The following is a 15,623-nucleotide window of genomic DNA, read 5'->3' as shown; positions in this document are numbered from 1 at the left end:
GTGGACTTTGCAGACCACGCCGCTGACGCAGAGCAGCGACAAAGAGACATAGCGCTGGCAAGGGCCAAGGCAAAGAGCAGCACGGACGCACAACCCATTGCGCCCGGCGATTCTCGCGCTTGCCTTGATTGCGGCGTAACGATTAACCCGAAACGCCTGGCCATCAAGCCGGGCGCGACACGTTGTACGGAGTGCCAGACCTATCATGACTGATCGAGATAGCAGCAACCTGCACCAGCAGGCAAAGGACCCACAGCACCAAATGCTGATGCTGATGGTAGAGATGCGCAGCGAGCTGGGGGCAATTCGCGAACTGGTTACCAACCAGGGCAAGCACACCAATCAACGCATTGACGATCTGAAGGCGGCACTGGATGCCCGCATGAAAGCGCAGGAAAAGGACATTGACGACCTGAACACAGCGCTGTCGAACGTCAACCTGAAAAGTGCCAGCACCGGCGGTCTGGCGGGTGGCCTGGCAGCCGTTGCGGTGGAGCTGGCCAAGTTAATGATGAAGGGTGGCTAATGGCGCACACGAAGGAAACCCGGCAAGCCGTCCGCAAATCATACGTGGAGGGGCGGGTACCACTAACGCAGGCAGCGGCCATGCACGACGTCCGCTATGAGACAGCGCGGCGCTGGAAAGCGAATGCGCGGGAACGTGGCGACTGCTGGGACAACGCCCGTATGGCCGACCGCATAAGCAACGGTGGGCTGGGCGACCTTACGGCGGCGGTGCTGGACGATTTTATAAAGCTGTTTCAAACCACGCTCGAAGCCCTGCGCACCCACAGTGGTGACCCGATAGAACGGGCGGAGGCAATCAGTCGCCTGTCCGACGCCTACACCAAGACCGTGAAGGCTGCCGGTGCAACCAGCCCCGAGCTGGCCAAGCTGTCTATTGCGCTGGACGTAACCAAGCACCTGGCCGAGTACATACGCCAGAAACACCCGCAACACACCGAGGTGTTTTTGGAGATTCTGGAACCCTTTGGGGAGCATTTGAGCGAGATTTATGGATAGCATGAAATTGCCGGGCGTCAGCCTGATTCAAGGGGATGCGCTACGCGCCTTGGCCACCATGGACAGCGGCAGTGTGGATGCAGTTATAACCGACCCACCTTACTCAAGTGGTGGTGCGTTTCGTGGTGATCGCCAGGCCAGCACCCGCACCAAGTATGTAACCACCGGCCAGAAAGAGGTGTTGCCCGACTTTGACGGCGACAACCGCGACCAGCGCGGCTATCTTGCCTGGGCCACTCTGTGGCTCAGTGAGTGCTACCGCGTCATGCGTCCGGGGGCTGCCATTTGCATGTTTACCGATTGGCGGCAACTACCGGTAAGCTCGGACGCTTTGCAGGCAGCCGGTTTCTCATGGCGGGGTGTAGCAGTGTGGGACAAAACCCAGGGCGTTCGCCCATCGAAAGGCCGGTTCCGCGCTCAGGCAGAATACGTACTCTGGGGCAGTAAAGGACCCATGCCCCCCAATTCCGAAGCGCCCGCATTGCCTGGCGTCTTTACCTGCGCTCCCCGCAAGGGTCCGCGTCTGCATCAGGTAGGCAAACCAGAACCACTGATGGAAGAGCTGGTCCGCATTGTGCCGCCGGGCGGCGTGGTGCTCGACCCCTTTATGGGCAGCGCCACCACCGGAGTGGCCGCATTACGTGCTGGCTGCCAGTTCGTTGGCGTGGAAATGTCAGAGGGTTATTTTCAGGTGGCGGCGGAGCGACTGCGTGCGGAGCTAGGCTTGGCAACTGCCGAGGTGGCGAATGGCTAAACTAACGCGCCGCGAGTTTGAAAAGCAACTTGCACAGTACGCCGGTGAGTTGCGCGCGCGCATCGAGGCGGAGGTGGACGGCTTTGCAGTGGACGCAAAGGCGAAGAGCGCCCGAGTGGCCAAGCAGGTGTCAGACTTTCGCTTTTTCTGCCTGACCTACTTCCCGCACTACGTCAGCAACAAAGAGTCGAACTTTCACCGCTGGGTGTCCAGCGAGTTGGCACCGAAGCTGAAAGAGAATAAGGGCAATAAGTACGCCGTAGCGGCACCGCGCGGCGAGGCCAAGTCCACCCTGGTAACCCAGCTTTTTTCGTTGTGGTGCATTCTGAACGGCTGGAAGTGGTACACCGTGATCATCATGGACACAGCCGACCAGGCAGTGACCATGCTGGAGGCCATCAAGGCAGAACTGGAGAGCAACCCACGCCTGGCCCAAGACTTCCCGGACGTTGCAGGGCGCGGTCGGGTGTGGCAAATCGGTGTTATTGTTACCCGCAACAATCGCAAAGTGCAGGCCTTTGGCGCACTCAAGCGCTTACGGGGTTTGCGCCACGGCCCTCACCGCCCCGACCTGGTCTTACTGGATGATATAGAGAACGACGAAAACGTGCGCTCTCTGACTCAGCGCGACAAGCTGGTCGCCTGGATCAACAAAGCGGTGCTTAAATTGGGGCCGCCAGACGGCACTATGGATGTTGGGTATATCGGCACCATCCTGCATTACGACTCGGTACTGGCGAGAATTCAGGCCCGCCCTACGTGGCGCGCGCGTGTGTTCCGAGCTGTGCTTGAGTGGCCCGACCGCATGGACCTTTGGGACCGCTGGGAAGAACTGCTGCTGAATGAAGGTGAAGAGGTGGCCGACCGCTTCTACCGGGAGCGGAAAAAGGAAATGGACCGGGGCGCAGTGGTGAGCTGGCCAGAGGTTCGCCCGTTGGTGGCGCTGATGAAGATACGCGCAGACGACCACGACGCCTTCGCTTGCGAGATGCAACAAGACCCGAGCGCGGGCGAGTCCTGCCCGTTCTCTACCGGCATCACCTTCTGGGTGCAGCCTTCCCGCGACTGGGTGTTCTATGGTGCGTGCGACCCCTCGCTGGGCAAGAACAACACGGGGCGCGACCCGTCTGCCTTATTGATTGGAGGTTATGACCGTGAGCATGGAGTGCTGGATGTGGTGGAGGCCAGCATAAGCCGCCGCGTTCCTGATCGCATCATTTCAGACATTATCAACCTTCAGGCTGAGTACCACTGCCAGGTGTGGGGTATCGAGTCGGTGCAGTTTCAAGAGTTTTTGCGCACTGAACTGGTCAAGCGCAGCGCCAAAGAAGGGGTGCCGGTGCCAGCCAGAGCCATCACACCAAGCACCGACAAAGCCCTGCGCATTGAGTCCCTGCAGCCGCACGTGGTAAACCAGCTTATCCGGCTGCACCGCTCGCAACACACCCTGCTACAACAACTTAAGCACTGGCCCGAGGCAGACCATGACGACGGGCCGGACGCATTGCACATGCTATGGATGCTGGCCATAAGCGGACACAGCACGCGCGGCACTCTGCGAACAGGACGGCGGCGCAACAGTATAGATATGAGAGGTTACGAAGCATGAGCATCACCCAGTCAGACGTTCGGCGGCTGAGCAAGTCGCTGGTTGCAGGCCCGCAGGCCGGACGCGATAGCGACCCTGGCTTTTACCAGGCGCTGGCGATCCTACCAAACCCCGACACCATCCTACGCAAAGCAGGAAAAAGCGAGGCGGTTTTCGATGCCATACAGGCAGACGCCCACGTAATTGGTGAGCTGCGCTCTGTTCGAGCAGGCCTGCTTCGCTATGAGCACCGCGTGGTACCAGGCGCAGAGGATGCCAAGGCAATGCGGGCGGCAGAGCTTTGCGAGCAATGGATGGCACGACGGCCAGCACCAGGCATGACCTGGCCTGATGTAATCTGGAACATGGGCACCGCCGTGTTTCGGGGCTTTCGTGTGCATGAGGTAATCTGGGAGCGCAACGGTAACCTGATATTACCCAAGGCCATCGTCGACCGCCCCAACCGTCGCTTTGCTTTTGACCATGAAAACAACCTGCGGATTCGCACCCGCGAACATCCGGCCCATGGCGTACCTGCCGAGGACTACCGATTCCTGGTGACCCGCCACATGCCGAGCCATGATAATCCGTATGGGACCGCACTTTTAAGCTCATGCTTTTGGCCTTATACCTTTAAGCATGGCGGCTTCAAGTGGTTTGTGAAGCTCTGCGAACGCTTTGGCTTGCCGTTCCCAATCGGCAAATACCCGGCAGGTACGCCGGAGCACGAACAGAACAGCCTGAGCGAAGCCCTGGAAGAGCTGGTAGAAGCAGGCTACGCGGTGTTTCAAGAGGGTGGACACATCGACCTGCTGGAGGCTAAGGGCGGCGGACAGGCTTCCAGCCCGGTGCAGCAGCTACTGATACACGAATGCAACCGCGAAATGTCTAAGGCGCTGACCAGTCAGAGCCTGGCCACAGAGCAAAACAGCACCGGGGCGCGGGCCGCGTCGGAAACAGCCCGAGAGCGCGAAACCAGCGTCCACGAATCGGATCGGGAGGTTATCGCCTTCGCCTTTGACGAAGCCTTCCGCTGGATTACCACGATCAACCTGGGTGAAGACGTAGCCGCGCCAACCTTTGAGTTTTACGAAGAACAGGAGGCACGCAAAGACCGGGCGGAGGTTTACGAAATTGCCATTCGCAACAGCGACCGGGTAAGTCGAAGCGCTATGCATAAAGAGCTTAATATACCAATGGCCGAAAGCGACGACGACGCCATACCGCAAGGCGGAAACCGGCAACAGCCTGCGGCCTTTAACAAGCGCTCACCATGCCCTGATTGTGGCCAATACCACTACGCAGAGGCTGACGAGGCACTATTGGACTCGGTGGATAAGGCGATTGAGTCGGACTACCTGGCACCGGTGGCGAAAATGCTGGCTGACTTTGAGCGACAGGGCAAAGGCCTGCGCGAGTTCCAGCAGGCGCTGGGGGAGCTGTACCCGCGTATGGATGACACCACACTGGCAAACTTGACCGCTGAAGCCCTGGCTTTCGAGTGGCTTAAAGGGGGCGAAAATGCCGGTGGAGACTGAGGCGGTCAGCCTTCCAAATACCCGTGCCATAGAAAACCTGCGCGGCAAGCTGCGCATTCCAACCGAGCGCTGGGACGACTTTCTGGGTGACATTCATGCCAAAGGGTTCGCCATTGCTGGAGCAACAAAGGCTGACTTACTAAGGGACTTTCACGACGCCATCACCGAAGCCCTTGAAGCAGGAGAAGGTATCAGCGAGTTTCGCCGCCGTTTTGACAGTATTGTTCAGGAGCACGGCTGGAGCTATAGAGGTGAGCAAGGGTGGCGCACTCGCGTTATCTATGACAACAATTTGCGCAGTGCTCAAATGGCTGGCCGCTGGTCGCAAATGCAAGAGACAAAAACCCGCCGCCCATACCTACAATATCTGACTGTTGGCGACGACAGGGTGCGCCCTCAGCACGCCGCCTGGGACCGGCTGATTCTGCCAATAGATGATCCATTCTGGAACACGCACTACCCGCCAAATGACTATGGCTGCCGGTGCAGTGTTCGCACCCTCTCTGACCGAGACGTCCAGCGCCAAGGTGGCCGTATCAGCGACACCCCGCAGATACGCAAGACCGAGCGAGTCAACAGCCGCACGGGCGAAGTGTACGGAGACATTCCAGAGGGTATTGGTGTCGGCTGGGACTATAATGTGGGCAAAGCCTGGCTGGCTGCTGAGTCAGCCTTCGCGGAAAAACTGACAACCCTGCCGCCTCGCATACGGAACAACATATTCAGCGACTTTCTGGAGCCACACCAATATACCCAGAATGACGGTCTACCAATACCCGGCAGCCCGTCAAATTTCGCGCGTTGGTGCAACACTCTGCGAGAGTCTGAACCCGTCGGAGAATATCGGCCAGCGGCTTACCTGACTTCAGATGTTCTGAATGGCATGGACCGCAACGGCGTACCGCCTCGCACTGCTCTGGTGGTGATAGACGACCGCACCTTAAAGAGCGCCATTCAGCGCCACAGCATAACCGAGGATGAAGCGGCAGACCTGCTAACCACCCTCAACCTGCCACACTCCATATACCTGGACAAAGCAGTAGGGGAACTGCTGGGGTTAATCGAGCTGGGCGGGCGGCGCTTTCTGTTCCATGCTGCTATACTCGAATTCAGCCCAAGCGAGAGTGTCCAGCGCTCATTCAACGCTCACGCAATCACAAAGATTGACGACGGCAACGAACTAAGCAAGGATTGGGCAGCAGCTTACGAACTTCTGAAAGGTGGTTTATAGTTCATTTGAAGGGAGTTAATAGACGCTTTGTGTGGTATTTTCTTAACGGTGTACCCCATAATTATGAACAATATGTCCCACTCTAAACGATAATTAAGTTTTACTCCTGAACTGTCAGAACTCAATAACTACGCGGCTTCTGGGCCACTGACTCATCTACCCCACCGTCTCATTCTTAACAGTCCCCCACACTGAGTACGACCCATTTTGAGAATTTGTTTAAACTCAACGGCTTTAAGCTCAAAAGCAGCTTTGATGTATTCAATCGATTCAATCAGTTTTAGGATGCTGTTATAAACTGCAATCCGGAATCCGGTTGGATAAGCACAGTTGGTCGATTGGCTCTTGTTGACATGGTCATTAGGGTTAATGAACTGGTACTCGCCTTTTTGTTTACCCATCAGCTCAAGAGCAACGTTGGCAATCACTTCATTGGTATTCATATTCACTGAAGTACCTGCGCCACCTTGGAAAACGTCGGAAGGGAATTGATCCATACACTTACCGGTTTCCAAAATCAGATCACAGGCTTGAATGATGTAGTTAGCGACATCTTTCGGGATCACGCCTTGTTCTTTATTGGCGAGTGTGGCCGCTTTTTTGGTCATGACCATGCCACGAACAAATTCAGGGACATCTGAGATCGTAACATTAGAAATATTGAAGTTTTCTATCGCCCGCAGGGTATGGATACCATAATAAGCATCGGCAGGAACATGGCGTTCGCCGAGTAGGTCTTCTTCGATACGGGTTGCTTGGTTCGTAATAGGGGTTTCAGATAGGGTAGCCATCACAGGATCCTTAAGATAATTGTTCTGATTAGTCACACTTAGCCATCTCTGTCTTAAGAATCCGTTCACCAGAATGGTTGGCTGGGAAAATCTGTCCTGACTTCTTGGCTAATCATACTTGACCAGTAGATAAAAAATAGGAACTGGATCACCTTTCCGGTGCATAGCCGCGTAGAGATTCGGGATCTTTAGCTAAGATCTCATGGTTTGAGCGAATTCGTTTAATGGAAAGTTAACATATTGAAAATAAGAATTATTTTATAGAATATTTATCAGCGTAATCTCACTCTGAGTTGAAGGGTAATTGCAACCGTATGATTGAGCTGAATAGATTGGTTGGGAGAGTCTGGTCGATGACGATAAATGACAGACTGATGACGTAACAAAGTTGCAGTTACGTGGGCATCACGTTAATTTGAAAAATGTGGATGGTGGATGGTCGTTGCCATAGACTCGTCAACACATGGTGGAGGTGTTAGGTTTCCAGACGGTGTGTCAGGTAAGGTTAAATTAAGGAGAAGCTAGCTTGCTTATTTTATTATGTTTATTTATTGCCCTGCCAATTATTGAGATTGCGGTGCTGATTCAGCTCGGTGGTTTTTTAGGGTTATGGCCAACGCTTGGTTTAATCCTATTTACCGCTTTGGTTGGGGCGATACTGGTGCGTAGTCAAGGTGTATTGACGTTCCTGTCGGTCCAGCAGCGTTTGCAACGCGGTGAAGTGCCGGCACAGCAAATCATCGAAGGTATGTTGTTGGCCGTCGCTGGTGTTTTATTACTGACACCTGGATTCATTACTGATGGAATCGGCATGCTCGTTTTGCTGCCTATTCCAAGGGCGCGTTTGGCTCATTACCTAATGGGGTATTTGGTTGTGAATACCATGAGTGGTCCTGACTCGTTCTCTCATCAATCATCACAATCTCGACCTAATACTGAGGGTGAGACGTTTGATGGTGAGTATGAGTATAAAGAAGAGCAAAAGGAGCATCGGCGGGACGACTCGAATCGACTCAATTGATTGTTCTATTCGGAGATTTGAGTTTATTTGGTTATTTTTGAATAAAACGTTTGCTTAATAAGAGTGAAAGCCTTATAGTTATCTGGCTCTATAGTTAAGAGTTATTAATGAAAATCAAAAGTAAAAGTAAATTCTTAGAATCCCATCGTAAAAGTTGTTATCCTAATATTTCCCTTACATGATTAGCTACATTAAATAATTCATGCTTTAGCACCTTGCGCAAGTGCGCAGCAATCCTATGAATTTCTATATAAGGGACAAATTATGTCTAACAAAGCAACTGGTACAGTAAAGTGGTTCAACGAAACTAAAGGTTTTGGTTTCCTATCTCAAGACAACGGCGGCGCTGATGTATTCGTACATTTCAACGCAATCGCTTCTGAAGGTTTCAAAACTTTGACTGAAGGCCAAAAAGTATCATTCATCGTTGAAAACGGTCAAAAAGGTTTACAAGCTGCTCAAGTTGTAACTCTATAATTAACTGATACTTAATCAGATTATACAAAGGTCGCCTAGGCGGCCTTTTTGCTGTCTGTCATTATTGTCTTCTAAGCGTATTCAGTTTTTCTCTTATCGTATTATTGAAGCTTGAGCCGAATGAGTCGTATCAAGCTACGTAAGGGAAACTCGTTAACTATGATCGTTTTGTCGCAAGTTAGACGTGAACCGCCTATTGAGCGCCAGAAAAACCCAATTGGCGCCATGCTTCAAAAGCGATGATGGCGACGGCATTGGATAAGTTGAGGCTTCGGGCATCTGGCATCATTGGGATCCGAATGCGTTGGCTCATCGGTAAGCTTTGAATGAGCTCGGCGGGCAAACCACGAGTCTCTGGACCAAACAACAATACATCCCCAGCTTGAAACCGAGCATCAACGTGATGACCTGTGGTTTTTGTGGTACAGGCGAACAGTCGAAATTCACCACGAGCCGTTAAGTAATCGAGAAACGCTTGATAATTTTGGTGGCGAGTGACTCGAGTAAGGTCATGATAATCTAACCCCGCTCGACGTAACTTTTTTTCTTCAAAATCAAATCCTAACGGTTCTATGAGGTGTAAGTGCGCACCACAATTAGCGGATAAGCGAATAATGTTTCCCGTATTAGGGGCGATTTCAGGTTCATAGAGGGCGATGTCAAACATGGTTGAGCTTTTCCTTATTAATAGAGCCCGTTAGTATACTGTACCGAACGTCAGATGTTGATCTTATCAATTCGCTCTATCGCTTATTGATCACGGTGAAGCGGTAGGGTGATTTGCACTTTTAATCCGCCAAGATCGCTTCGGCTTGCGTTAACCTGACCACTATGTTGACGGATTGCACTCTCCGTTATCGCTAACCCTAGCCCTGTCCCTCCGCTGTCTCTGTCTCTTGCGGTCGATACACGATAAAATGGTCGAAAAATTTCACTCAGTTCATTATCTGGGACGCCTGGTCCGTTATCTTCAATAGTGATGATGATTTGTTGTGCCACACAACGAAAGCTAACTTGAATCCGATCTTGACTGTAGTTAATCGCATTGCGGACGACATTTTCTAATGCACTCATCAATAATTGTGGATTACCTGAAATGTATTGATCAGGAATCGGGTCGAGGAGCAGCTGTTTTTGCATTTGCTCGGCCTCAAACTGTGCATCATCGAGTAACGCTTCCCATAAGCTAGACAACGGTTGTATCTCGCGACTTAAATGACTATTGGTCTGCATGCGAGACAGCTCAAGTAGTTCACCGATCATGCGTTCTAAACGTTGCGCTTCAGTATCGATTCTTTCTAGCTCTTTACTGTTTCCTTGTTTACGACTGGCTAAAGCATTGGCCATTCTTAGACGAGTTAGCGGTGAACGTAACTCATGGGAGATATCGGATAGCAAGCGCTGTTGACCGGAAATCATTTGGTTAACGGCTTGCACCATTCGATTGAAACTGCGCCCGGCTTGACGAAATTCTGTGGTGCCTTTTTCCAGAGCGGGGTCCACGACAAATTCACCTCGAGCAACACGCTGAGCGGCGAGTGCGAGTCTTTGGGCTGGTTGACTTAATGCCCAAGCGAGCCAAAGTAGTAGAGGAGTACTGACGAGCATAACCGACAACAGCAGATGCAGCGGTTTATCAAATAGTCTTAGTAGAAATGGCGGAGGTTGATCCCAACGCATCCCCATATACAGTAATAGATTCTGCTCTGCTAATTGAATAGCGACTGGGCCAGCGATCATATAGCGACCATACAAACGTTGTTGCGGTTTATCTACAGACTCAATACTGGTGGTAAAGTTTTTTAATGCCTTTAATTGAAAATTTTCATGCCGTTTTGTGGTGAGGATATTACCGTCTTGATCGGTAACAAAAAAGCGCGGTCGCGAACTATGGTGACTGCCTGATTCTAGTTCGGTAATGATCCGCGAAAGGTCATCCTGTCGGATAAAGCGTTTTTCCAAGATTTGCTGATATTCGCGCATCCGTTGTAAACTTTCGGAAGGAATATCTCGTGATTTACGCGGATCAAGATGCGGTAAAGATAACACCGCGATCACCACCAATAACATGGTTAGCCAGAAAATGGCAAAGATACGGCCATAAAGACTATTGAGTTTGGGTAAGCGCATTATTCTTCCGCCACCATTAAGTAGCCACGACCACGCAAGGTTTTGATTCGAGGTTTACCATCGAGTCGTTCTGGTAATTTTTTGCGCAAATTCGAGACATGCATATCAATCGCTCGGTCAAAAGCGGCCAGTCGTTTGCCTAACACATCCAAGCTGAGCATTTCTTTAGTGAGGGTTTCTCCTGGATTTTGGGCAAAATGGCCTAATAGGGCAAATTCAGTAGTGGTTAAGTCGAGCAGTTGGCCTTGGCAGTAGGCTTCTTGTTTGCCGGGATAAACTTGAATGTCTTGACACTCAATCACATCGGAGGATTTATGCACGGGTTGATGCTGCGTGCGGCGTAAAATCGCTCGAATTCTAGCGAGCAATTCGCGATCACTAAATGGTTTGGGAAGGTAATCATCGGCTCCCAATTCTAGACCGATCACACGATCAATTTCTTCGCCTTTTGCGGTTAACATCAGGACCGGAGTCGCCCAGTTTTCACGCAGTTTCTTCAATGTTTCCATACCATTGAGTTTAGGCATCATGACATCCAATAAAATCAGATCAATCTCATCGTTAAGCGCCGCCAAACCGGATTGACCGTCATTGGCTTCAGAGACGTCAAACCCCTCATAACTGAGGACTTCTTTGAGTAGATTGGTGAGTTCGGTGTCATCGTCGATCAGAAGAATATGTGCCATTGCTGCCTCGTTACCGATATTACTTTCTTGCTGGATGAGGATAGTTTACTGCGAAATGGGCGGAGATAATGGGGTATTTGTGACTATTTACGATTCTTTACGCTCTCTACACGCCACTTTACTCGTCAACTTGTATTGTTTGATTAAGTGCTGCTTGGGCAGTTCTCCCATCGTAGCAAGCTTGGAAGGCTAAGCTTATCAACGATAACTATTGAGAGGAAATAATGATGAATATGACTAAGAAAATGATTCTCGCTGCAGTCGCTTTACCTTTGGCCCTCGGTAGTGCCGGAGCCTTGGCTTATGGTAAGGGCAAGCATACTGAGCATCAAAGATGTGGTTTACACAGTGAAAGAGGTATCGTCAGTCAACTGAACTTAACCACAGAACAGCAGAGCCAGCTAAAAGTCTTGCGCGAAGCACATCGCCAAGCCATGCAAGATCAGCGTGGTCGTGGCTCGCGTGATGAAATGAGTACCTTGCGTGAACAAGAGCGAGCGTTAATGCTCTCCGCGGATTTTGATCGCGCTGCGGCTAACGATCTGGCTAAACAGATGGTCGATAAACAGGTAGAACGCCGAGTAAATATGTTGGAGAAGCGTCATCAAATGATGAGTATTTTGACCGATGAGCAAAAGACCCAGCTACAGACTTTACAGCAAGAGTGTATGGAAAAGCATCGTCGAGAAGGTGGTGAGCCACGTGGACCTAAAGATGGCGCGAAAGGGAAAGGCCGAGCTTAAATAAACTCCACCACAGCGGTTACTCTGCTAACTTGATGCAATCGATGTGCTGGTGTAGGGTGGTTAATTTCACTCCTTGTGTTGCAAAATAACCAGGCAAGGGTAGGCCACTTTATCACTCAGCATTCAGAATATATCATGTGCATGGGTTTATTGAGTTTCGGTGGACAATAATGAAACAAGAGTACGCTCGCTTAGTAACACTGGCTGCATGGACCGCCACCATTGTGGCCAGTGGTTTATTAGTGGTTAAAATAGCCGCGTGGTGGATGACTGGGTCGGTCAGTCTACTTGCTTCAGTGGTGGATTCTTTACTCGACATTGCCGCCTCTGTGGTCAATTTAATTGTCATACGTTATGCCCTGCAACCAGCCGATCGAGAACATACCTTTGGTCATGGTAAGGCCGAATCTTTAGCGGCCTTAGCGCAAGCGATGTTTATCTCCGGTTCAGCGTGTTTCTTACTCCTCAATGGGGTTGAGCGTTTTTTCCGTCCTCACGAACTCCAATCGCCAGAATATGGCATTTATGTCAGTGTATTTGCTTTATTGGTGACCTTTGGCTTAGTCTCGTTTCAGCGTTATGTGGTCAAAAAAACCAACAGCCAAGCGATTGCCGCCGATTCTTTGCATTACCAAACTGATTTATATATGAATGCGGCGATTATTTTGGCTCTGGGTTTGAGTTGGTTGGGTTTTAAACAAGCCGATGCGATTTTTGCTATTGGGATAGGCGTATACATTTTATATAGTGCCATTGGCATGGCTTATCAGGCGGTGCAAACACTGATGGATAGAAAGCTTCCTGATGACGAATTAGCCCAGATCCGATCCACCTGTTTGTCGGTCAATGGTGTGTTAGGGGTTCATCAATTGCGAACGCGCATGGCTGGACCAGTCAGATTCATTCAATTGCATCTCGAATTAGATGATCATATTCCGCTTATTGAAGCCCATCGCATTTCTGATCAAGTTGAGGAAAAATTACGCCACCTATTTCCCGGTGCGGATGTGATTATTCACCAAGATCCTTACTCTGTCGTGTTTAACGTGGAACGTAAACAAAAATTATCGACGTGGTAAGGCAAAGAGCGCTCAACTTGACTATATTTCAGTCAGTTTAATTAAAAAACAGTATTCTGATATGAATCAACGAAGCGATAGGATAAAGCTGTAATACTCTTACATAAGTAATAAAGTTACAAAAAAACGCTCAAATAACAGTAGTATTCCTTATCGGGCGAGGTAACATATCGCACAATTTTGTTGCTTGTTTGGTCTGAATGAGCACGACTAAAAATGAGTTTTGAATTCTCAAAAAATCGAGGGTGAGCATGATTAAAAATATCGGTGTTTTGACAAGTGGTGGTGATGCGCCCGGCATGAACGCAGCGATTCGTGGCGTTGTTCGTACTGCATTAGGTGAAGGTTTAGGTGTCTATGGTATCTATGATGGTTATCTTGGACTCTACGAAGGGAATATTAAGCAACTGGATCGCTACAGTGTTTCGGATGTGATCAACAAAGGCGGGACTATGTTAGGCTCAGCTCGTTTCCCTGAGTTTCGTAATGAAGAAGTACGTCTAAAAGCGATTGAGAATTTAAAGCAGCATAATATCGATGCTTTAGTCGTGATCGGTGGTGATGGTTCTTACATGGGCGCAAAAAAACTGACTGAAATGGGTTTCCCTTGCATTGGTTTACCAGGCACGATCGATAACGATATCGCGGGTACCGATTACACTATTGGTTATTTATCGGCGATCAATACTGTTATCGACGCGATCGACCGTTTGCGTGATACGTCTTCTTCACATCAACGTATTTCCATTGTAGAAATCATGGGCCGTCACTGTGGTGATTTAACCCTGATGTCAGCGATTGCCGGTGGTTGTGAGTACATCATCACGCCAGAAACGGGTCTGGATATGCAGCAGTTGATTTCGAATATTCAAGACGGGATCAAAAAAGGCAAAAAACACGCGATCATTGCCTTAACGGAGCTGATGACAGACGCTAACCAATTGGCAAAAGAGATTGAGAAATCAACCGGTCGTGAAACGCGTGCAACGGTACTGGGGCATATTCAACGTGGTGGTCGACCAACCGCATTTGACCGTATTTTAGCTTCACGTATGGGTAACTATGCGGTGCATATGTTGCTAGAAGGACATGGTGGTCGTTGCGTGGGTATCCAAAAAGAAGAGCTGGTGCATCATGATATCATCGAAGCGATTGAAACCATGAAGCGTCCGGTGCGCCAAGATTTGTACAAAGTAGCTGAAGAGTTATTTTAAGACGTTTGATGATTATCTCAGACTGAAAAAATCACTATCCAAAATAAAAAAGACCGCGATGCGGTCTTTTTTATGATTTTAAATCTCAGCTAAGGTGTTAAATAATCATCGGTAACACATCACTATCTTTACGCTCTAAGTAGTGGATGGACTTTATTCGTCTAATTGTCCGGCAGCGACCACGGATCAGTAGTGTTTCGGTCGTCGCGATATTACCTTGTCGGCTAATCCCTTCCAATAAATCGCCTTTGGTGATCCCTGTGGCTGAGAAAATGACATTATCACTGCGTACCATATCATGGAGTGCCAGTACTTGGTTAGCTTGTACACCCATTTGGGTACAGCGAGCCAATTCTTTGGCGCCCCAAATACGATTATCTTCACTGTCGCCTTTAACGTGATGGCGAGCTAACAACCGGCCTTGCATATCACCATCTAATGCTCGAATCGCCGCTGCAGAAATTACCCCTTCAGGAGCGCCACCAATACAGTACATGGCATCGACTTCACTGTCCGGCATGCAAGTGAGAATTGATGCGGCCACATCGCCATCAGGCACCGCAAAAACACGCACACCCATTTGCTGCATCTCACGTATCACGGCATCGTGACGCGGTTTCGCCAGAGTCACCACCGTCAGTTGGTGTAAAGCTTTATCCAGTGCGGTAGCGATGGCCTGTAAATTGTCGGCTAATGGTTTATTTAAATCGATGCAGCCTTTGGCTCCAGGACCGACGACAAGTTTTTCCATGTACATGTCCGGTGCTTTGAGAAAACTGCCTTTTTCTCCCGCTGCTAATACCGCTAATGCATTGGATTGACCCATTGCGGTCATGCGTGTCCCTTCAATGGGATCGACAGCGATATCGACGTCGTCACCACCTAAGCCGACCTGTTCTCCGATATAGAGCATCGGAGCTTGATCGATCTCTCCTTCACCAATAACGATTTCGCCATTGATTTCTGTCTTGTTCAATAAAATCCGCATCACTTCTACGGCTGCGCCGTCAGCCGCGTTTTTATCACCTCGGCCAAGCCATTTGTAACCTGCCAGTGCTGCACCTTCGGTTACCCGAGAAAAAGCCATTGCTAAATCGCGTTTCATGCTTACTCCAACCACCAATTTAAAGAGGATAAAAAAGTTGCGCGGATTCTAGCATACTCATAAGTAAACGTTTGCTATTTAGCGCCGTAAGCTTTGTAGTGGATCAAAACTTTGTCTTTTAAGAGCGAGATAAGCTCTCTTTGAGCGTGAGAAGTAAAGATAGCGTCAATTGCGTTGTTTTTTTGACCGAATAGCGAACAAGATCGAATATAGTAAGTGTTTCTCTGCGCATCGCTGAGT

16 protein-coding genes and 1 pseudogene are annotated in these 15,623 nt (G+C 49.9%); 12 read left to right on the top strand and 5 right to left on the bottom strand.

The features are described from left to right. Genes BSR11_RS17590 through BSR11_RS11580 form a run of 7 tightly spaced genes read left to right on the top strand, consistent with a single transcriptional unit; the run spans window position 1 to window position 6,134 of the window. On the top strand, window positions 1-213 hold the full coding sequence (locus BSR11_RS17590) for a TraR/DksA C4-type zinc finger protein (protein ID WP_072670516.1): 213 nt from the start codon (window positions 1-3) through the stop codon (window positions 211-213). Continuing rightward, window positions 206-526 carry a hypothetical protein gene (locus BSR11_RS11605; RefSeq protein ID WP_072670515.1) on the top strand — a complete coding sequence of 107 codons (321 nt, stop codon included), beginning with the start codon at window positions 206-208 and terminating at the stop codon, window positions 524-526. Before BSR11_RS17590 ends, BSR11_RS11605 begins: the two co-directional genes overlap by 8 nt. Next, window positions 526-1,023 (top strand): DUF1804 family protein, encoded by a 498-nt coding sequence (locus BSR11_RS11600; protein ID WP_072670514.1) that lies wholly within the window; start codon window positions 526-528, stop codon window positions 1,021-1,023. Before BSR11_RS11605 ends, BSR11_RS11600 begins: the two co-directional genes overlap by 1 nt. Next, window positions 1,016-1,777, top strand: coding sequence for a DNA-methyltransferase (locus BSR11_RS11595; protein WP_072670513.1), 762 nt, complete (start codon window positions 1,016-1,018; stop codon window positions 1,775-1,777). The genes BSR11_RS11600 and BSR11_RS11595 overlap by 8 nt, the downstream gene beginning before the upstream one ends. Next, window positions 1,770-3,386 (top strand): phage terminase large subunit, encoded by a 1,617-nt coding sequence (terL, locus tag BSR11_RS11590; RefSeq protein ID WP_072670512.1) that lies wholly within the window; start codon window positions 1,770-1,772, stop codon window positions 3,384-3,386. The genes BSR11_RS11595 and terL overlap by 8 nt, the downstream gene beginning before the upstream one ends. Then, on the top strand, window positions 3,383-4,903 hold the full coding sequence (locus tag BSR11_RS11585; RefSeq protein ID WP_072670511.1) for a DUF935 domain-containing protein: 1,521 nt from the start codon (window positions 3,383-3,385) through the stop codon (window positions 4,901-4,903). Before terL ends, BSR11_RS11585 begins: the two co-directional genes overlap by 4 nt. Continuing rightward, window positions 4,887-6,134 (top strand): phage head morphogenesis protein, encoded by a 1,248-nt coding sequence (locus tag BSR11_RS11580; RefSeq protein WP_072670510.1) that lies wholly within the window; start codon window positions 4,887-4,889, stop codon window positions 6,132-6,134. Before BSR11_RS11585 ends, BSR11_RS11580 begins: the two co-directional genes overlap by 17 nt. A gap of 191 nt (window positions 6,135-6,325) precedes the next feature. On the opposite strand, the pseudogene BSR11_RS11575 reads toward BSR11_RS11580, so the two are convergent. Beyond that, window positions 6,326-6,925 (bottom strand): annotated as a pseudogene (locus tag BSR11_RS11575) (lyase family protein); the annotation flags it as partial. 526 nt (window positions 6,926-7,451) lie between these two features. Between BSR11_RS11575 and BSR11_RS11570 the strand changes: the two are divergent. Together BSR11_RS11570 and BSR11_RS11565 are read left to right on the top strand one after the other, a co-directional pair. Continuing rightward, entirely contained in the window at window positions 7,452-7,946 is a 495-nt protein-coding gene (locus BSR11_RS11570) for an FxsA family protein (RefSeq protein WP_072670509.1), read from the top strand. A 264-nt stretch (window positions 7,947-8,210) separates the two neighbouring features. Continuing rightward, complete coding sequence (locus BSR11_RS11565; protein ID WP_072670508.1) at window positions 8,211-8,423, top strand: cold-shock protein; 213 nt, start codon at window positions 8,211-8,213, stop codon at window positions 8,421-8,423. Between the two features lie 193 nt (window positions 8,424-8,616). Here BSR11_RS11565 and BSR11_RS11560 read toward each other — a convergent pair whose 3' ends face one another. The 3 genes from BSR11_RS11560 to BSR11_RS11550 form a co-directional block, all read right to left on the bottom strand. Then, entirely contained in the window at window positions 8,617-9,090 is a 474-nt protein-coding gene (locus tag BSR11_RS11560; RefSeq protein ID WP_072670507.1) for a tRNA (cytidine(34)-2'-O)-methyltransferase, read from the bottom strand. 83 nt (window positions 9,091-9,173) lie between these two features. Further along, window positions 9,174-10,553 (bottom strand): envelope stress sensor histidine kinase CpxA, encoded by a 1,380-nt coding sequence (gene cpxA / locus BSR11_RS11555; RefSeq protein WP_072670506.1) that lies wholly within the window; start codon window positions 10,551-10,553, stop codon window positions 9,174-9,176. After that, on the bottom strand, window positions 10,553-11,239 hold the full coding sequence (locus BSR11_RS11550; RefSeq protein ID WP_072670505.1) for a response regulator: 687 nt from the start codon (window positions 11,237-11,239) through the stop codon (window positions 10,553-10,555). The genes cpxA and BSR11_RS11550 overlap by 1 nt, the downstream gene beginning before the upstream one ends. 227 nt (window positions 11,240-11,466) lie before the next feature. Between BSR11_RS11550 and BSR11_RS11545 the strand changes: the two genes are divergently transcribed. From BSR11_RS11545 to pfkA, 3 genes are all read left to right on the top strand, one after another. Further along, window positions 11,467-11,982, top strand: coding sequence for a CpxP family protein (locus BSR11_RS11545; RefSeq protein ID WP_072670504.1), 516 nt, complete (start codon window positions 11,467-11,469; stop codon window positions 11,980-11,982). Window positions 11,983-12,155: 173 nt separating this feature from the next. Next, entirely contained in the window at window positions 12,156-13,064 is a 909-nt protein-coding gene (gene fieF, locus BSR11_RS11540) for a CDF family cation-efflux transporter FieF (protein WP_072670503.1), read from the top strand. Window positions 13,065-13,315: 251 nt separating this feature from the next. Further along, complete coding sequence (pfkA, locus tag BSR11_RS11535) at window positions 13,316-14,278, top strand: 6-phosphofructokinase (RefSeq protein ID WP_072670502.1); 963 nt, start codon at window positions 13,316-13,318, stop codon at window positions 14,276-14,278. 97 nt (window positions 14,279-14,375) lie between these two features. Here pfkA and glpX read toward each other — a convergent pair whose 3' ends face one another. After that, window positions 14,376-15,383: a class II fructose-bisphosphatase gene (gene glpX / locus BSR11_RS11530; protein WP_072670501.1), complete on the bottom strand. Its 1,008-nt coding sequence runs from the start codon at window positions 15,381-15,383 to the stop codon at window positions 14,376-14,378. Window positions 15,384-15,623 lie beyond the last annotated feature (240 nt).

The organism is Vibrio injensis (assembly GCF_001895205.1).
In the GTDB taxonomy this organism is placed as follows: Bacteria; Pseudomonadota; Gammaproteobacteria; order Enterobacterales; family Vibrionaceae; genus Vibrio; species Vibrio injensis.
The sequence above is the reverse complement of the archived record's forward strand: the minus strand, read 5'-3'. Positions and strand labels throughout refer to the sequence as shown.

Coding starts and splice junctions, on each gene's coding strand:
- BSR11_RS11605 (WP_072670515.1), top strand. CDS start 206: ATGACTGATCGAGATAGCAGCAACCTGCACCAGCAGGCAAAGGACCCA.
- BSR11_RS11600 (WP_072670514.1), top strand. CDS start 526: ATGGCGCACACGAAGGAAACCCGGCAAGCCGTCCGCAAATCATACGTG.
- BSR11_RS11595 (WP_072670513.1), top strand. CDS start 1,016: ATGGATAGCATGAAATTGCCGGGCGTCAGCCTGATTCAAGGGGATGCG.
- terL (WP_072670512.1), top strand. CDS start 1,770: ATGGCTAAACTAACGCGCCGCGAGTTTGAAAAGCAACTTGCACAGTAC.
- BSR11_RS11585 (WP_072670511.1), top strand. CDS start 3,383: ATGAGCATCACCCAGTCAGACGTTCGGCGGCTGAGCAAGTCGCTGGTT.
- BSR11_RS11580 (WP_072670510.1), top strand. CDS start 4,887: ATGCCGGTGGAGACTGAGGCGGTCAGCCTTCCAAATACCCGTGCCATA.
- BSR11_RS11565 (WP_072670508.1), top strand. CDS start 8,211: ATGTCTAACAAAGCAACTGGTACAGTAAAGTGGTTCAACGAAACTAAA.
- BSR11_RS11560 (WP_072670507.1), bottom strand. CDS start 9,090: ATGTTTGACATCGCCCTCTATGAACCTGAAATCGCCCCTAATACGGGA.
- cpxA (WP_072670506.1), bottom strand. CDS start 10,553: ATGCGCTTACCCAAACTCAATAGTCTTTATGGCCGTATCTTTGCCATT.
- BSR11_RS11550 (WP_072670505.1), bottom strand. CDS start 11,239: ATGGCACATATTCTTCTGATCGACGATGACACCGAACTCACCAATCTA.
- BSR11_RS11545 (WP_072670504.1), top strand. CDS start 11,467: ATGAATATGACTAAGAAAATGATTCTCGCTGCAGTCGCTTTACCTTTG.
- fieF (WP_072670503.1), top strand. CDS start 12,156: ATGAAACAAGAGTACGCTCGCTTAGTAACACTGGCTGCATGGACCGCC.
- pfkA (WP_072670502.1), top strand. CDS start 13,316: ATGATTAAAAATATCGGTGTTTTGACAAGTGGTGGTGATGCGCCCGGC.
- glpX (WP_072670501.1), bottom strand. CDS start 15,383: ATGAAACGCGATTTAGCAATGGCTTTTTCTCGGGTAACCGAAGGTGCA.